The organism is Staphylococcus sp. NAM3COL9, from assembly GCF_001431205.1.
Classification (GTDB): Bacteria; Bacillota; Bacilli; order Staphylococcales; family Staphylococcaceae; genus Staphylococcus.
The window spans coordinates 22,834-37,715 of record NZ_LGPC01000010.1 but is presented as its reverse complement, the minus strand read 5'-3'; the positions used below and the strand labels follow the sequence as shown (position 1 = coordinate 37,715).

The following is a 14,882-nucleotide window of genomic DNA, read 5'->3' as shown; positions in this document are numbered from 1 at the left end:
TCATGCTATAAATATAAATTTGGATGAAGTAGGTGTATCAACTAAACTGATATCATCCTACTTCATTAAATATATATTAAAATTCTAAAGTTTCTTTCGCTTTTTCAATGATGTCATTTTTGTTTGGTAACCAAACATTTTCAGCTTGTGTAAACGGATAAACTGTATCTGCCGCTGCAACACGAGCGATTGGCGCTTCTAATGAAAGAATAGAACGTTCTGCTAATTCAGAAACAACTTGTGCTCCAACACCAGCTTGACGTTGCGCCTCTTGTATTACTACAGCACGTCCTGTTTTTTCTACTGAAGCAACAAGTGTTTCGATATCAATTGGTTGAACTGTACGTAAGTCAATAACTTCTACTGAATAACCATCTTTTTCTAACTCTTCTGCCGCTTTTAATGACTCTTGTACCATTGCACCATATGCAATAAGCGTAATGTCATTACCTTCTTGTTTCACACTTGCTTTACCAATTTCGATTGTGTACTCTTCTTCAGGTACTTCATCACGGAATGAGCGGTATAATTTCATATGTTCTAAATATACAACTGGGTCATTACTTCTGATTGCTGAGATTAATAATCCTTTAGCATCATATGGATTAGACGGAATTACAACGTGTAAACCTGGTGATTGAGCTAAAAGACCTTCTAAGTTGTCAGCATGCAATTCTGGTGTATGAACGCCGCCACCAAATGGTGCACGAACAGTAACAGGTGATTGTTTAGAGTTACCAGAACGGAAACGCGTACGCGCAATTTGTCCTGCTATAGAGTCGAATACTTCAAATACAAATCCTAAGAATTGTACTTCCATTACTGGACGGTATCCTTGAGTAGATAGGCCTAAAGCTAGACCACCAATACCAGATTCAGCTAAAGGTGTATCAAATACACGGTCTTCACCGAATTCTTTTTGTAAACCTTCAGTTACACGGAAAACACCACCGTTAACACCGACGTCTTCACCGAAAAGTAAAACATTTTCATCGTTTTGTAATTCGGTTTTAAGCGCGTTGTTAATCGCTTGAACCATTGTCATTTGTGCCATCGGTTACTTCGACTCCTTCTCTTTATAGATTTCATATTGCTCTGCTAAATGTTGAGGCATTTCTTCATACATGTTTTCCATCAAGTCAGTAACTTTTTGTTTTTCAGTATTATCTGCCTCTTTAATAGCAACTTTAATTTCAGCTTTTGCACGGTCGATAACTTCATTTTCTTTATCGCCAGTCCATAAGCCTTTATTTTCAACATATTTTCTAAAACGAACTAATGGATCCTTTTTCTCCCATTCAGAATCTTCATCAGATGTTCTGTATTTCGTTGGGTCATCTCCAGCCATAGTATGTGGACCATAACGATAAGTAATTGTTTCAATTAACGTTGGGCCTTCACCATTAACAGCACGATCACGCGCTTCTTTAGTTGCTTGGTATACTGCTAAAGCATCCATACCATCAACTTGAATACCTGGGATACCAACTGCAATAGCTTTTTGAGCTAATGTAGTAGCAGCAGTTTGCTTGCTACGTGGCGTTGAAATCGCATAGTTGTTATTTTGTATAACGAAAATTGCAGGTGCTTTATATGCAGAAGCAAAGTTAATACCTTCGTAGAAATCACCTTGTGACGAACCACCATCACCAGTATAAGTAATTGCTACAGCACTTTTACCACGTTTTTTAATACCAAGCGCTACACCAGCAGTTTGAACATACTGTGCACCGATAATAATTTGTGGGCTTAATGCGTTAACGCCTTCAGGCATTTGGTTACCTTTATAGTGACCTCTTGAGAATAAGAAGGCTTCAGTTAAAGGTAAACCTTGCCAGATTAATTGTGGAACATCACGGTAACCTGGTAATATAAAATCTTCTTGCTCTAAAGCGTATTGTGAAGCTAATTGTGAAGCTTCTTGTCCTGCTGTAGGAGCATAGAAACCTAATCTCCCTTGTCTATTTAATGAAATAGAACGTTGGTCAAGAATACGTGTCCAAACCATTCTCTCCATTAATTCAACTAATTGCTCGTCTGATAAATCTGGTACTAGATCTTCATTAACGATGTTACCATCTTCATCCAAGATTTGGATCATTTCAAATTGAGATTCAGTATCTTTCAATACTTTCTCTGCATCGAATTGGGCTTTCAATTTCGGAGCCATTCAATTCACCATACCTTTCCCGTATAATAGAAACTTATTTTATCCTTCAATATTATACCACAAAACTGTTACACTGTTAAATAATTTGAAAAAGTTCTGTAATACTTAAGATAAGTACAGTTTTCAATCTGTACCACTGTTTTTCATAGCACTGTATTACTCAAAAATCGAGTCGCTATAAAGTAATCCTCTTGAAATTGTAAGCGCCATCATATCTTATGCTATAACGTAGCTATTTAAAATTCAAATTTACCGCTTTTAAATTTAAGAAAGATTCTCTACATCTTCTTTTTCCTTATTCACTTTATTCATTGCATCAGAGTATTTTTCAAATGCTTGATTCATGTTTTTATATGATTTCGAAACCGCTTCTGCTTTATTGTCTATTTGATCTTGATTCACTTGGTCACCGGAAGTATATCCAAACATATCTTTTTCCTTATTCAAAATATTTTTATATGCTTTGGCATATTCATCATGTGCTTTGTATTTGTCTTTAAGCGCTTGATTCAATTGTGTTACTTCTTTTTTCTTATCTTTATCGCTTATATTATCAACATGCTTTTCAGCTTTTTTAAATTCTTTTTCTGAGTTATCTATAGCTTTTACTTCCTTTTTAAATGCTTTTTCTCTTTCTTCAACATTTTCCACGACTTTTTTCGAAGTATCTTTCACTTCTTCTTGGTCTTTACCATTAATTTTCTTAACTAATTTTTGCTTGTCTTGTTCAAGGCTATTTAATTTCTTCCCTACTGAAGACATAGGCTTCTCTTCATCAAATGCTTTTTGTACTTTCTCATTATAATCATCTATTTCACCTTTGTCTGTTGTACACCCCGCTATTAACATTGTAGAAGCGAGTATCGCACCGATGCTATACTTTAATTTCATTTTTTGAGAAATCCTCCTTTATTTGTGTGTTATATTATATAATATTTTATAAGAAATCAAATGTATCACTGTATTTTAAACATTGAACTTTGGTATATTTTATATTAAGGAAGGTGTATGAATAAAATGATAACAATGAAAGATATTATCCGAGATGGTCACCCCACACTTCGTGAAAAAGCAAAAGATGTAACAATACCGCTTTCTGACGAAGATCGTGAAACTTTAAAAGCTATGCGTGAATTTCTAATTAATAGCCAGGATGAAGAAACAGCTAATAAGTATGGACTTCGCTCAGGAGTAGGACTTGCTGCTCCACAAATCAACATTGCAAAAAAAATGATAGCAGTTTATTTACCAGATGATGGTGATGGCAAAAGTTATGATTTAGCATTAGTTAACCCTAAAATCATGAGTCACAGTGTTCAAGAAGCTTATTTACCAACTGGCGAGGGTTGTTTAAGCGTAGATGAAAATATTCCAGGACTTGTCCACCGTAAATATCGAATCACAGTAAAAGCAACAGATATAGATGGTAATGACGTGAAATTACGTTTGAAAGGTTATCCTGCTGTTGTTGTTCAACATGAGATAGACCATATTAATGGCGTAATGTTTTATGATCATATTGATCCAAACAATCCACTTACGCCACATGAAGATGCAGTAGAAGTTTAAGCTATTAAAAATATTATGCCGTTAGCACATTGAGAATTTCTCAAAGCTAACGGCATATTTTACATAAAGTCATCTCTTCGTTCAGTAAACAGAATGTCTAATTTTTTAAGTTCTGTTTTTAAGTCGTTTAATTCTTTAATGTCTATAAATTCTGGATCATGATTATGTTTTACGTAATTTTGATCACCATTTACAGTATCAATTATTTCATAATAATTAAAAAACATGATTACTTGTTCTGTGCGGATTTCAAAAGTGATATCTTGAAATATTTTATCGTTTCGATTTTTTTCTTTTTTAACATCTTCTATAATTCTTTTCACTTGATCCATTTCTATCACCCTTACCCATCTATCGTTTCTATAACTTAATATATCACTTTATTAAATATTTAATAATCTTCTTTCATCATAATTAACTTTCAACGCGCACTCAAGTTTTATGATGATTTGTTGCGGTTTTTTACATAACTTAAGATTTGAATTTGTAGATTAAATAATAATTATAATAAAAATCGATATTATTTGTACTTATTAAAAGAGGTACTAAAGATAAAACTGCTTTATTTATTCTACTACATCATGTAAAATGAGAAGTAACTGAAAATATATGAAACATTGTGTTTGTAGTTTTCTAAACGAACGAACTGAAGATCTCCCTAGAAACATACTGGGCAAAAACTAGTATGTTCTATTTATATACAGTATCAGTGTCCATGCATAATTAGAAATGCAGTTAATTTTAAATAACCAGTGGATACTTTAATCTTTTATATTACTAGGGTTTTACTATACAAAATTAAAAATCATACATGATTTTAGGAGGAAATATATAAAATGGCAGTATTTAAAGTCTTTTTTCAAAAAACCAAAGAAGAAGTAATTGTACGTGAACACACACAAACAATTTACGTTGAAGGACAAACAGAAGAACAAGTAAGAAGATATTTAAAAGATCGTAACTTTAACATTGAATTTATCACTAAATTAGAGGGCGCACATTTAGAATACGAAAAACAATCAGATCACTTCAATGTGGAGCAAGCTGAATAATGAAACAAATTCATAAAAATGAAGTCGCGGTTTATGCGCTTGGTGGCTTAGGTGAAATTGGTAAAAATACTTATGCCGTTGAATATCAGGACGAAATCGTTATTATCGATGCAGGTATCAAATTCCCTGATGATAATTTATTAGGTATTGACTATGTCATTCCTGATATTACTTATTTAGAACAGAACCAAGATAAAATTGTTGGCCTGTTTATCACTCACGGACATGAGGACCATATAGGTGGTGTGCCCTACCTATTAAAGCAAATTAATGTGCCTATATATGGTGGACCATTAGCTTTAGGTTTGATCAGAAATAAATTAGAAGAACATCATTTATTAAGAACTGCAAAACTTATCGAAATTGATGAAAGCAGTGTCATAAAATCTAAGCATTTTGAAGTTTCATTCTATCTAACTACACACAGTATTCCAGAAGCATATGGTGTTATCGTTAACACACCAGAAGGAAATATTGTTCATACAGGTGACTTCAAATTTGATTTTACACCAGTTGGTGAACCTGCAAATATTGCTAAAATGGCTAAATTAGGGGAAGAAGGCGTACTTTGTTTGCTTTCTGACTCTACCAATTCACTCGTGTCAGACTTTACTTTAAGTGAACGTGAAGTCGGTCAAAATGTTGAAAAGATATTCCATGATTGTAATGGACGAATCATATTTGCTACATTTGCATCAAACATTTACCGTGTGCAACAAGCAGTTGAAGCTGCAATTAAACACAATCGTAAAATTGTTACGTTTGGTCGTTCAATGGAAAACAATATTAAAATTGGTATGGAATTAGGCTATATCAAAGCACCACCAGAAACGTTTGTTGAACCAAATAAAATCAATACCGTGCCTAAGCATGAATTATTAATTCTGTGTACAGGTTCTCAAGGTGAACCAATGGCAGCTTTATCTAGAATTGCTAACGGTACACATAAACAAATTAAAATCATTCCTGAAGATACAGTTGTGTTTAGTTCTTCACCTATTCCAGGTAATACGAAAAGTATTAATCGCACAATAAATTCACTTTATCGTGCAGGTGCAGAAGTTATTCATAATAAAGTATCTAACATTCATACCTCTGGTCATGGTTCTAAAGGCGACCAACAATTAATGTTACGTCTGTTACGGCCTAAGTTCTTTTTACCAATCCATGGTGAATACCGTATGCTAAAAGCGCACGGTCAATCAGGTGTTGAGTGTGGTGTTGAACCAGATAATGTATTTATCTTTGATATCGGTGATGTCTTAGCACTGACACATGACTCTGCTAGAAAAGCTGGAAGAATTCCATCAGGCAATGTATTAGTAGATGGTAGTGGTATTGGTGATATCGGTAATGTAGTCATTCGTGATCGTAAATTATTATCAGAAGAAGGTTTAGTGATTGTCGTTGTAAGTATAGACTTCAAAACAAACAAACTACTTTCTGGACCCGATCTTATCTCTCGTGGTTTCGTATACATGCGTGAATCTGGCCAATTAATTTATGATGCACAACGTAGAATCAAAACGGATGTTATTTCAAAATTAAATCAAAATCCAGAGATTCAATGGCATCAAATTAAATCATCAATCATTGAAACGTTACAGCCTTATCTATTTGAAAAGACTGCACGTAAACCAATGATTTTACCAGTTATTATGAAAGTAAATGAAGATAACAACCAATCATTTGCTAAAAAATCTATCCCTAAAAATGATAAACCTAAAAACAACAACACAAAGGGACCAGTAAAAAATCAAAAACCTAACGATAAAGACAAGAAAAAAGCAAACACCACTCCAAAACCTAAACCTAAAAAAGATGAAACAAATCAATCATCTGAATCATAAGAATTAAAAACAGGAAATGGGATAGAAACCTAATTTTACAAACAAGATTTCTTCATCCCACCCCGGCAAAGCTGACTAGAAAATGGATTACAAGAGCTGAAACTCTTGCATAAGAACTACTTTTCTTCATAAACGAAGTAGTAGTTCTTTAATAGCTTGATATAAGCGCATTTTCAATTCAGTCAGCCATTTCCAATAACAAATAGAGGCTAAGACATGTATTTATGTCTTAGCCTCTATTTGTTATGACTACTCTATTTTAGGCCAATAATACTTCTACTATGTAAATATAGTTTTATAATTTTTTACTTATCATTGCACTTTTCAAGTCTTAAATCATTTATTAATATTTCCTCGTTTATGTAGAAGTATTTTAATGATTTAACAATCGACTTAGATATAATAAAGAAGCCACCAGTTTTTGGAGACTTCTTCAATATCGTACTTTTATCGAACGACTTTTTTCTCAAAACGATTTAAGTCATTATCATGCCCTATCATAATTAATATATCACCAATTTCAATACTAATATTAGGGTCAGGAGAAACTAAGATTTCTTTCCCCCTTTTTATAGCAATAATACTTATCCCGAATTGCGCTCGAATATCTAATTCTATAATGGTTTGACCAGCCATTTTTTCACTCGCTTTAATCTCTACAATTGAATGTTCATCTGCAAGTTCTAAATAATCTAACACACTTGCACTTGCGACATTGTGAGCGATTCTTCTCCCCATGTCTCTTTCAGGATGAACAACCGTGTCCGCGCCGATTTTATTTAAAATTTTTGCATGATAATCATTTTGCGCTTTAGCTGTTACTTTTTTTACACCTAACTCTTTTAAAATTAACGTTGTTAAAGTACTTGATTGTATATTTTCACCTATTGCTACGATGACATGATCAAAATTTCTGATACCCAAACTTTTCATAACAGCTTCATCTGTTGTGTCAGCAATGACAGCATGTGTAGCGATATCGCTATATTCGTTTACACGTGCTTCATTCATATCAATTGCCATAACGTCCATATCTAATGCGTTAAGTTCTCTTACTATACTGCCACCGAATCGACCTAAGCCGATAACCACATACTCTTTGTCCATATGCGTCCTCCAATTTAAAAAATCTCAGATAAGGTAGCTATTCATCAGTTTAGACGAACTAATGAATAACTATCAATACCTCTTTTTAAAAAATTAATTTATTTTTTTCCTTCAACATAATCTTTGTCGAAAACAAATAATCTTAATAATAATATTAACGATGGAATGAGTAAAAGTAAACCTAAAACAAATGCAATAATTAAAGCAATGGCCATGCTGCTATTAACAATACCTTCATCTATACGAACATATGGGTATAAGATGTATGGCATTTTGCTGGCACCATATCCGAAAAATGCAAATGCCATTTGTAAGATAACAAGGATAAATGCAAATCCGTGCCATTTTTTCATCAATGTAAGTACCATGACACCCATAAAACATATAAAGCTTAGTAGGAACATCCACCAGTAATCGGTTACTGCGCTTAAGAAATGTACTTCGTTTTGTAGTCTTAATGATACAAATACGAATAATGAAATTGCGATCATCGGTGGTCCCCAGAACAAGAACCAATATCTTAATAAATCATATGCTGGTTTGTCTTTAGCTTTTGAAGCATAGTACGTAAGGAAGCCTGAAGAAATGTATAGCACTGATATAACAGCTAAGAATACAACAGACCATGAATAAGGACTCAAGGCTAATTCAAGCCAATCCAAATCTATATTATCACCTGAACCTGTAATAAAGCCCCCTTCTGATATTGTTAGCGTTGTAGCAAGCGCCGCTGGGATAAACAATCCTGACAAGCCGTACATTGCTAACCAAATGAGTTTTGAATCAGGGCCATAATTTTCAAATGCATAAAAACTACCTCTAATTGTTAGTAATATTAATGCTATTGAAGCCGGTACGAGTAGTACCGTACCAAAGTATTTTGCCGCATCAGGGAAAAAACCTACGATGCCAACGAAAAAGAACACAAAGAATACGTTTGTTACTTCCCACACAGGGTTTAAATAACGACCTATTAAATGGTTAATTTGTTTATCTTGTTTAGTCACTTTTGCGTGAAGTGTAAAGAAACCAGCACCAAAATCAATGGAGGCAATAATAATATAAGAGAATAAGAATATTCCAAGCACTGTAATACCTATATAAGCAAATATCATTACTCATCACCTCTTTCTGGTGTATTTTCTTCTACATCTTTATATGCTGGTTTATTTTTGAACATACGAATTAACACATATGCTGTAGTCACGATTAATATCATATATAAGATACCGAATAATATGGTCACGAGTGTTAAACCGCCTGCTTGAGTTGCAGCATCAGCTACTTTAAGGTAACCACGAACTAACCATGGTTGACGACCTTGTTCAGTTAAGAACCACCCAGCTTCTATTGCAATCATTGCTGCTGGTCCAGTTAACAATGCACCGTACAACATTGATTTTGAATAAGTGAATTTGCGTAACTTCTTAAATATAAGCGTTAATATAAACGCACCTGATATAATCAAACAGAATACACCCATAGAAACCATAATATCAAAGTAATAGTGTACAATCATCGGTGGATGCAGTTCTTCTGGAAAATCATTTAATCCTTTTACTTCAGTGTCTATATTATTATCAGCCAAGAAGCTGAGTATGCTAGGGATTTTTATGGCACCTGATACTTCTTGTGTTTTTTCATCTAAAGTACCAAAGAATATTAAGTCTGCATTAGACTCTGTTTCAAAGTGCCATTCGTAAGCAGCAAGTTTTTCTGGTTGTTCTTGATGTAGAAACTTAGCTGATAAATCTCCAGCTAGCATAGATCCTAAAGTAAATACTACTCCAAGAATCATTGTTAGTTTTAATGCTTTTTTATGATATTCTGTGTCTTTCTTGAACTTATTTTTCAATAATTTGAATGCAGCAATTGCAGCAAGTACGAATGCCATCGTCATAAGCGCTGTGGCAACAACGTGGAATGATCTAATTAAGAACGATTCATTAAACATTGCTACCCACGGTTGGACGTTAACCATTTTACCATCTTTCATTTCAAAGCCGGCTGGCGTATTCATAAATGAATTAACCGCTGTAATGAAGAATGCTGAGAAAGTACCACCTATAATGACGGGAATACTAATAAGAAAATGTGTCCATTTACTCTTAAATCTATCCCATGTATATAAATAAATACTTAAGAAAATTGCTTCAAAGAAGAAAGCAAATGTTTCCATAAATAATGGTAATGCAATCACATGACCACCCATTTGCATAAATGTTGGCCATAATAGTGATAATTGCAATCCAATAATTGTACCTGTCACAACACCAACAGCTACCGTAATGGTATATCCTTTAGACCATCTTTTGGCTAATGTTATATATTTTGGATCATTTCTTTTTATACCTAAAAATTCAGCAACAGCAAACATTAATGGCACGCCCACACCAATCGTTGCGAATATGATATGAACCGCGAGTGTCATCGCAGTTAAAAAACGGGCTAATTCAACTGAATCCATAATATCACCTTTTTTATTTATTTGTGACAAAAATCACAACGTTCATTCATTATAAACTGCTTTACGTTGTATTGAAATAAGTTGTGTTCAAAATATAGTGACAAATTAATGACCACTTGCATGTAAGTCAAAGATTTGTAATAATTTAAAAAGTTTCTTATATTAAAGTATAAAGTATTTAAAATAGGAAGGATGAGTTGTAATGAATAAAATAATAATTTATACACAAAATGATTGCCCACCTTGTACTTTCATTAAAAACTACTTGTCAGACAAAGGTGTGTCATATAGCGAAAAAAACATTTCAAATTCCCAATATAGAAATGAAATGATAGACTATGATGCTTTCGCTACACCTTTTATCTTGTTGAATAACGAACCGATGTACCAAATTGACATTGATAAACTCAATCATACTTTAAATTTAAAATAATCATTAAGCAATGTAGTTCTCCCACATTTGAATTAGTAAATCTTTCACTTCCTAATCTATATGATTTTCAGTATTACTACAAAGATACTGTTTAACAACATGAAGTGATCTGCTACGTTAATTCTTAATATTTTTTAACTCATAGCAAAATAAAAAAGCTGATAGCCCCACTATAAATGGTCTATCAGCTTTTTCGAACTCAAATATTCAATTAATATTTATTATTTAGCATATTGCTCAACTAATTCTTTTACTTCTTCAGAAGTTGCACAATTAATTGCTCTTTGTGACAATTCTTCCATTTCATTTTGGCTTAAACCTTTGATTTGACGACGCGCTTTAAGTACTGATGTAGCACTCATTGAGAATTCATCTAATCCTAAGCCTAATAGTAATGGAATAGCGATTTCGTCGCCTGCCATTTCGCCACACATACCAGTCCATTTACCTTCTTTATGTGATGCTTCAATCACTTGTTTTACTAAACGTAAAATTGAAGGATTGTATGGTTGATACAAGTATGAAACGCGTTCAGACATACGGTCAGCCGCCATCGTATATTGAATTAAATCATTCGTTCCAATACTGAAGAAATCAACTTCTTTTGCGAAGACATCTGCTAATGCAGCCGTTGAAGGAATTTCAACCATGATACCTAATTCAATATCATCAGAAACTTCTGTACCTTCTTGTTTTAAGTTTTCTTTTTCTTCAAGTAATAATGCTTTAGCATCACGGAACTCATTGATTGTTGCAACCATTGGGAACATGATATTTAATTTACCGTAAACAGATGCACGTAATAATGCACGAAGTTGTGGTCTGAAAATATCAGGTTGGTCTAAACATAAACGAATCGCACGATAACCTAAGAATGGATTCATTTCTTCAGGTAAATTTAAATATGGTAACTCTTTATCGCCACCAATATCTAATGTACGTACAACAACACGTTTATCTTCCATCGTTTCTAGAACTTTTTTATAGGCCTCGAATTGTTCATCTTCAGTAGGCATTTCATCTCTACCCATATATAAAAATTCTGTTCGATATAAACCAATACCTTCTGCACCATTTTCAATAACACCTTTTAAATCATTAGGCGTACCGATGTTTGCAGCTAATTCAGCATGTTTACCATCAATTGTTTTTGTTTCTTCATTGCGCAATTTTTGCAATTCTTTTTTATCTTCGAAGAAACGTTCACGTTTATTTTCATAAGCGATCACTTCATCATCTGTAGGGTCAATAATTACTTCACCCGTTAATCCGTCAACGATAATCATATCGCCTTGTTTAACATCTTTAGTAATAGATTTTGTACCTACAACCGCAGGAATCTCTAAAGAACGGCTCATAATTGCTGAGTGTGATGTTCTTCCACCAATATTTGTTACAAAGCCTTGCACGAATTCTTTATTTAACTGAGCAGTATCTGAAGGTGTTAAATCGTTTCCGATTATAACAACACTTTCATCAATAATACTCGGATTTGGTAACTCTACACCTAAAATATGTGCTAACACACGTTTAGAAACGTCACGGATATCAGCAGCACGTTCTTTCATGTATTCATTATCCATATTTTCAAATATAATAATGAATTGTCCAGTTACTTCAGATAATGCAGTTGGTGCGTTAACTTGTTCATTTTTAATTTTGTCTTCAATCGGTTGAATTAACTCTGGATCATCTAAGACTAATAAATGTGCATCAAAAATCGCTGCTTTATCAGCACCTAGATTTTTTTCGGCATTATTTCTTATTTTTGTTAATTCAACTTTAGATGTTTCAATGGCATCATTGAACTTAGCAATTTCAGCGTCGATATCTGTAATCTTTTCATTATTATATGAAAGATCTGGTTCAACTAATAAATATGCTTTAGCAATCGCTACACCATCAGATGCAGCAATACCATTTATATAATTAGACATATTATTTAGTTAATCCTTCTTTAGATAATATCTCAGTGATTGCTTCGATTGCGTCTGTTTCGTCGCTACCATCAGCGTAGATAGTGATTTCAGCATCTTTACCTACACCTAAACTCATAACACCCATGATTGATTTCAAGTTAACTTTTTTACCGTTATATTCTAATTGAATATCTGAATCAAATTTTGAGGCAGTTTGAACAAGCATTGTCGCTGGACGAGCGTGAATACCTGTTTCATCGATAATTACATATGATTTTTGTTCCATAATTTATTTCTCCTTCGTATAGTTAGAATCGTTAGTTTATTATAAAACCTAACATAGTTTTATATAATAAGATTACCAAATTATATATATAAATTCAATTCCTTGCACCCATGACATGACAATATTCAGCGATTATTTAGCAATTTATGAAAACGCTGTAGTTTTACACAAGTGATTTAACAACTTTTTCACATTTTTGAATATGATCATTGCCTATTTTTTTCATAAAATAATAACTTATAGAAGCAGTGATTGCTTGACCTACAACTGGGAACCATTTCGTTTGTTTTGCTGCTGTACGTTTCGCTACATCACGAATAACTACTTTGAGGATTGCACTTGATACTTTTTTACCGATAAATTGGCTACCTTGAATTGCCGCAGTAGTTAGCACACGTTCTTTCATGTCCTCTCCCATTGTATTAACTTGTTTATGATCAAGACCATAAATCTTATTTACATCCTCAATAATATCTTTCATAAGCTTAATGTCTACACTGAAACCTAAACCTGGAATAGGTACTACGCTTACGCCAGATGATAGCATAGATTTTTTTCTCACTAAAGCCTCTGCACGTTGGCGACGTTCTTCAATTTCATTATGTGTTGTTGGTATTCTACCTTTATTTTTTATATCTTCTATATTTAAAAATTTGTTTCCTACTTTTTGTGTAACGTTATTTGTGATTTTATTTTTAAAACTCATTATGTTCACTCCTTAGTTAATTCTATACACTAAGAATAATACCCGTTTTTTCACACTTTACTGTATTTTTACAAAAATCGCTTTTAAATATTTTGAAGGTTTATAGTGTGCATGCGTCTTAAAATCTTTTGGCAAGCCCATGACATCAATAATTTCAAAGTTCACTTCTTCTTTAGTTAATGTTTCTGTCACTACATTTTTAAATGCTTTTAGTGAAAATGTACTATTGTTTGTACATAATAGTAATGTACCTTCAGGACCAAGTATATCAAGTGCACCAACGATTAATTTATCGTAGTCTTTTAATACAGAAAATGTTTTTTTCTTATTTCTCGCAAAACTTGGCGGATCAATCACAATTGTATCGTAGAAGAAATCATGACGACGTGCATAATTATAGAAATTAAAAGTATCCATAACATAAATATATTGTGACGCTGGGTCAATAGAATTTAAACCGAAATTACTTTCAGTAAGTGCACGAGAACGGTTAGCTAAATCAACGCTTGTTGTCATCTCTGCATTTTCTGCAGCTACAACTGAGAACGCTCCTGTATAACTGAATAAATTCAGTAAATTTTTATCTTGCGCGTATTGATCTTTTAATTTCTTTCTTACTTCTCTTTGATCTAAAAAGATACCGGTCATTGGCCCATCATTTAAATGCACATTATAAAATGTGAAGTTTTCTTCGATCACAATTGGAAACTCTGGTGCATCTCCGTCAACGAAGCCACCTTCTACGTTGGCATCTTTAAAACGTAGTTTTTCAAAAATTGATGTATAACCGAATATTGCTTTCAGCGCATTCAAAATATTATAACGGAACTTATAGATTCCTTTAGAGTACCATTGAACTAAGTAATGACCGTTGTAGTTGTCTATTGTGAGACCGCCGACACCATCACCTTCTCCATTGAATACTCTAAATGCATTTGTGCCGTCTACATTGTAAAAATACTCCCGTTCTTTTTTCGCAATATCAAATAATTTTTCAAAAAATTGTGTGTTAACAACTTCATCACGCGAGTAACTCAATACCCAACCAATGCCTTTATGCTGACGTCCAACATATGCTGTTGCAATATACTGATCTTTATCGTTTAATAGCTGAAATAAATCTCCTTCATGTAAGTGATCGTGTGCGTAAATATCATCTTCGCTTACCAATGGATATTCATTTAAATATTTTGTTTCTTTACCTCTATTTAATGTGGCAGTTTTCATAAAATTATGTCAGCCTTTCTACTATTTTTTTATATTTATCTGTCGCTTACCTATTTTATCATTTCAAGTGCATCGTAACATCATTAATATTTATTT

General features: G+C 33.2%; 15 protein-coding genes. 4 read left to right on the top strand and 11 right to left on the bottom strand.

What is annotated here, in order from left to right:
* Positions 1 to 76 precede the first annotated feature (76 nt).
* From ACA31_RS02695 to ACA31_RS02685, 3 genes are all read right to left on the bottom strand, one after another.
* Positions 77 to 1,054, bottom strand: a complete 978-nt coding sequence (locus ACA31_RS02695) for an alpha-ketoacid dehydrogenase subunit beta (protein ID WP_057511840.1) — start codon at positions 1,052 to 1,054, stop codon at positions 77 to 79.
* 3 nt (positions 1,055 to 1,057) lie between these two features.
* Positions 1,058 to 2,170, bottom strand: a complete 1,113-nt coding sequence (pdhA, locus tag ACA31_RS02690; RefSeq protein WP_057511839.1) for a pyruvate dehydrogenase (acetyl-transferring) E1 component subunit alpha — start codon at positions 2,168 to 2,170, stop codon at positions 1,058 to 1,060.
* A 264-nt stretch (positions 2,171 to 2,434) separates the two neighbouring features.
* Positions 2,435 to 3,061: a YkyA family protein gene (locus tag ACA31_RS02685; protein ID WP_057511838.1), complete on the bottom strand. Its 627-nt coding sequence runs from the start codon at positions 3,059 to 3,061 to the stop codon at positions 2,435 to 2,437.
* Between the two features lie 126 nt (positions 3,062 to 3,187).
* On the opposite strand from ACA31_RS02685, the gene def reads away from it, so the two are divergent.
* Positions 3,188 to 3,739, top strand: coding sequence for a peptide deformylase (gene def / locus ACA31_RS02680; protein WP_057511837.1), 552 nt, complete (start codon positions 3,188 to 3,190; stop codon positions 3,737 to 3,739).
* A gap of 59 nt (positions 3,740 to 3,798) precedes the next feature.
* Here def and ACA31_RS02675 read toward each other — a convergent pair whose 3' ends face one another.
* Complete coding sequence (locus tag ACA31_RS02675) at positions 3,799 to 4,071, bottom strand: hypothetical protein (RefSeq protein WP_057511836.1); 273 nt, start codon at positions 4,069 to 4,071, stop codon at positions 3,799 to 3,801.
* 504 nt (positions 4,072 to 4,575) lie between these two features.
* On the opposite strand from ACA31_RS02675, the gene ACA31_RS02670 reads away from it, so the two are divergent.
* Positions 4,576 to 4,791 (top strand): DNA-dependent RNA polymerase subunit epsilon, encoded by a 216-nt coding sequence (locus ACA31_RS02670; RefSeq protein ID WP_002508008.1) that lies wholly within the window; start codon positions 4,576 to 4,578, stop codon positions 4,789 to 4,791.
* The gene (gene rnjA, locus ACA31_RS02665) at positions 4,791 to 6,641 is read left to right on the top strand and encodes a ribonuclease J1 (protein ID WP_057511835.1); all 1,851 of its coding nucleotides are present in this window, start codon (positions 4,791 to 4,793) and stop codon (positions 6,639 to 6,641) included. Before ACA31_RS02670 ends, rnjA begins: the two co-directional genes overlap by 1 nt.
* Positions 6,642 to 7,088: 447 nt before the next feature.
* Here rnjA and ACA31_RS02660 read toward each other — a convergent pair whose 3' ends face one another.
* The 3 genes from ACA31_RS02660 to ACA31_RS02650 all read right to left on the bottom strand — a co-directional run bounded on the left by ACA31_RS02660 (position 7,089) and on the right by ACA31_RS02650 (position 10,215).
* Positions 7,089 to 7,748 (bottom strand): potassium channel family protein, encoded by a 660-nt coding sequence (locus tag ACA31_RS02660; protein WP_002508010.1) that lies wholly within the window; start codon positions 7,746 to 7,748, stop codon positions 7,089 to 7,091.
* Positions 7,749 to 7,846: 98 nt separating this feature from the next.
* Positions 7,847 to 8,863: a cytochrome d ubiquinol oxidase subunit II gene (locus ACA31_RS02655; RefSeq protein ID WP_057511834.1), complete on the bottom strand. Its 1,017-nt coding sequence runs from the start codon at positions 8,861 to 8,863 to the stop codon at positions 7,847 to 7,849.
* On the bottom strand, positions 8,863 to 10,215 hold the full coding sequence (locus ACA31_RS02650; protein WP_057511833.1) for a cytochrome ubiquinol oxidase subunit I: 1,353 nt from the start codon (positions 10,213 to 10,215) through the stop codon (positions 8,863 to 8,865). The genes ACA31_RS02655 and ACA31_RS02650 overlap by 1 nt, the downstream gene beginning before the upstream one ends.
* A 202-nt stretch (positions 10,216 to 10,417) precedes the next feature.
* Between ACA31_RS02650 and ACA31_RS02645 the strand changes: the two genes are divergently transcribed.
* Positions 10,418 to 10,648 (top strand): glutaredoxin family protein, encoded by a 231-nt coding sequence (locus ACA31_RS02645; RefSeq protein WP_057511832.1) that lies wholly within the window; start codon positions 10,418 to 10,420, stop codon positions 10,646 to 10,648.
* A gap of 221 nt (positions 10,649 to 10,869) precedes the next feature.
* Here the strand turns inward: ACA31_RS02645 and ptsP are convergent, their stop codons facing one another.
* The 4 genes from ptsP to ACA31_RS02625 form a co-directional block, all read right to left on the bottom strand.
* Entirely contained in the window at positions 10,870 to 12,585 is a 1,716-nt protein-coding gene (gene ptsP, locus ACA31_RS02640; protein ID WP_057511831.1) for a phosphoenolpyruvate--protein phosphotransferase, read from the bottom strand.
* A 1-nt stretch (position 12,586) separates the two neighbouring features.
* On the bottom strand, positions 12,587 to 12,853 hold the full coding sequence (locus tag ACA31_RS02635) for a phosphocarrier protein HPr (protein ID WP_002508015.1): 267 nt from the start codon (positions 12,851 to 12,853) through the stop codon (positions 12,587 to 12,589).
* A gap of 163 nt (positions 12,854 to 13,016) precedes the next feature.
* Complete coding sequence (locus ACA31_RS02630; RefSeq protein ID WP_057511830.1) at positions 13,017 to 13,559, bottom strand: hypothetical protein; 543 nt, start codon at positions 13,557 to 13,559, stop codon at positions 13,017 to 13,019.
* A gap of 57 nt (positions 13,560 to 13,616) precedes the next feature.
* Positions 13,617 to 14,786: a class I SAM-dependent rRNA methyltransferase gene (locus tag ACA31_RS02625; RefSeq protein WP_057511829.1), complete on the bottom strand. Its 1,170-nt coding sequence runs from the start codon at positions 14,784 to 14,786 to the stop codon at positions 13,617 to 13,619.
* Between the last annotated feature and the right edge of the window lie 96 nt (positions 14,787 to 14,882).

Excerpts from the sequence above, each read along its gene's own strand:
- ACA31_RS02630 (WP_057511830.1), bottom strand. The coding sequence starts at position 13,559 with ATGAGTTTTAAAAATAAAATCACAAATAACGTTACACAAAAAGTAGGA.
- ACA31_RS02650 (WP_057511833.1), bottom strand. The coding sequence starts at position 10,215 with ATGGATTCAGTTGAATTAGCCCGTTTTTTAACTGCGATGACACTCGCG.
- ACA31_RS02675 (WP_057511836.1), bottom strand. The coding sequence starts at position 4,071 with ATGGATCAAGTGAAAAGAATTATAGAAGATGTTAAAAAAGAAAAAAAT.
- ACA31_RS02645 (WP_057511832.1), top strand. The coding sequence starts at position 10,418 with ATGAATAAAATAATAATTTATACACAAAATGATTGCCCACCTTGTACT.
- ACA31_RS02635 (WP_002508015.1), bottom strand. The coding sequence starts at position 12,853 with ATGGAACAAAAATCATATGTAATTATCGATGAAACAGGTATTCACGCT.
- ACA31_RS02685 (WP_057511838.1), bottom strand. The coding sequence starts at position 3,061 with ATGAAATTAAAGTATAGCATCGGTGCGATACTCGCTTCTACAATGTTA.
- pdhA (WP_057511839.1), bottom strand. The coding sequence starts at position 2,170 with ATGGCTCCGAAATTGAAAGCCCAATTCGATGCAGAGAAAGTATTGAAA.
- ACA31_RS02695 (WP_057511840.1), bottom strand. The coding sequence starts at position 1,054 with ATGGCACAAATGACAATGGTTCAAGCGATTAACAACGCGCTTAAAACC.
- ACA31_RS02670 (WP_002508008.1), top strand. The coding sequence starts at position 4,576 with ATGGCAGTATTTAAAGTCTTTTTTCAAAAAACCAAAGAAGAAGTAATT.
- rnjA (WP_057511835.1), top strand. The coding sequence starts at position 4,791 with ATGAAACAAATTCATAAAAATGAAGTCGCGGTTTATGCGCTTGGTGGC.
- def (WP_057511837.1), top strand. The coding sequence starts at position 3,188 with ATGATAACAATGAAAGATATTATCCGAGATGGTCACCCCACACTTCGT.
- ACA31_RS02625 (WP_057511829.1), bottom strand. The coding sequence starts at position 14,786 with ATGAAAACTGCCACATTAAATAGAGGTAAAGAAACAAAATATTTAAAT.
- ptsP (WP_057511831.1), bottom strand. The coding sequence starts at position 12,585 with ATGTCTAATTATATAAATGGTATTGCTGCATCTGATGGTGTAGCGATT.
- ACA31_RS02655 (WP_057511834.1), bottom strand. The coding sequence starts at position 8,863 with ATGATATTTGCTTATATAGGTATTACAGTGCTTGGAATATTCTTATTC.
- ACA31_RS02660 (WP_002508010.1), bottom strand. The coding sequence starts at position 7,748 with ATGGACAAAGAGTATGTGGTTATCGGCTTAGGTCGATTCGGTGGCAGT.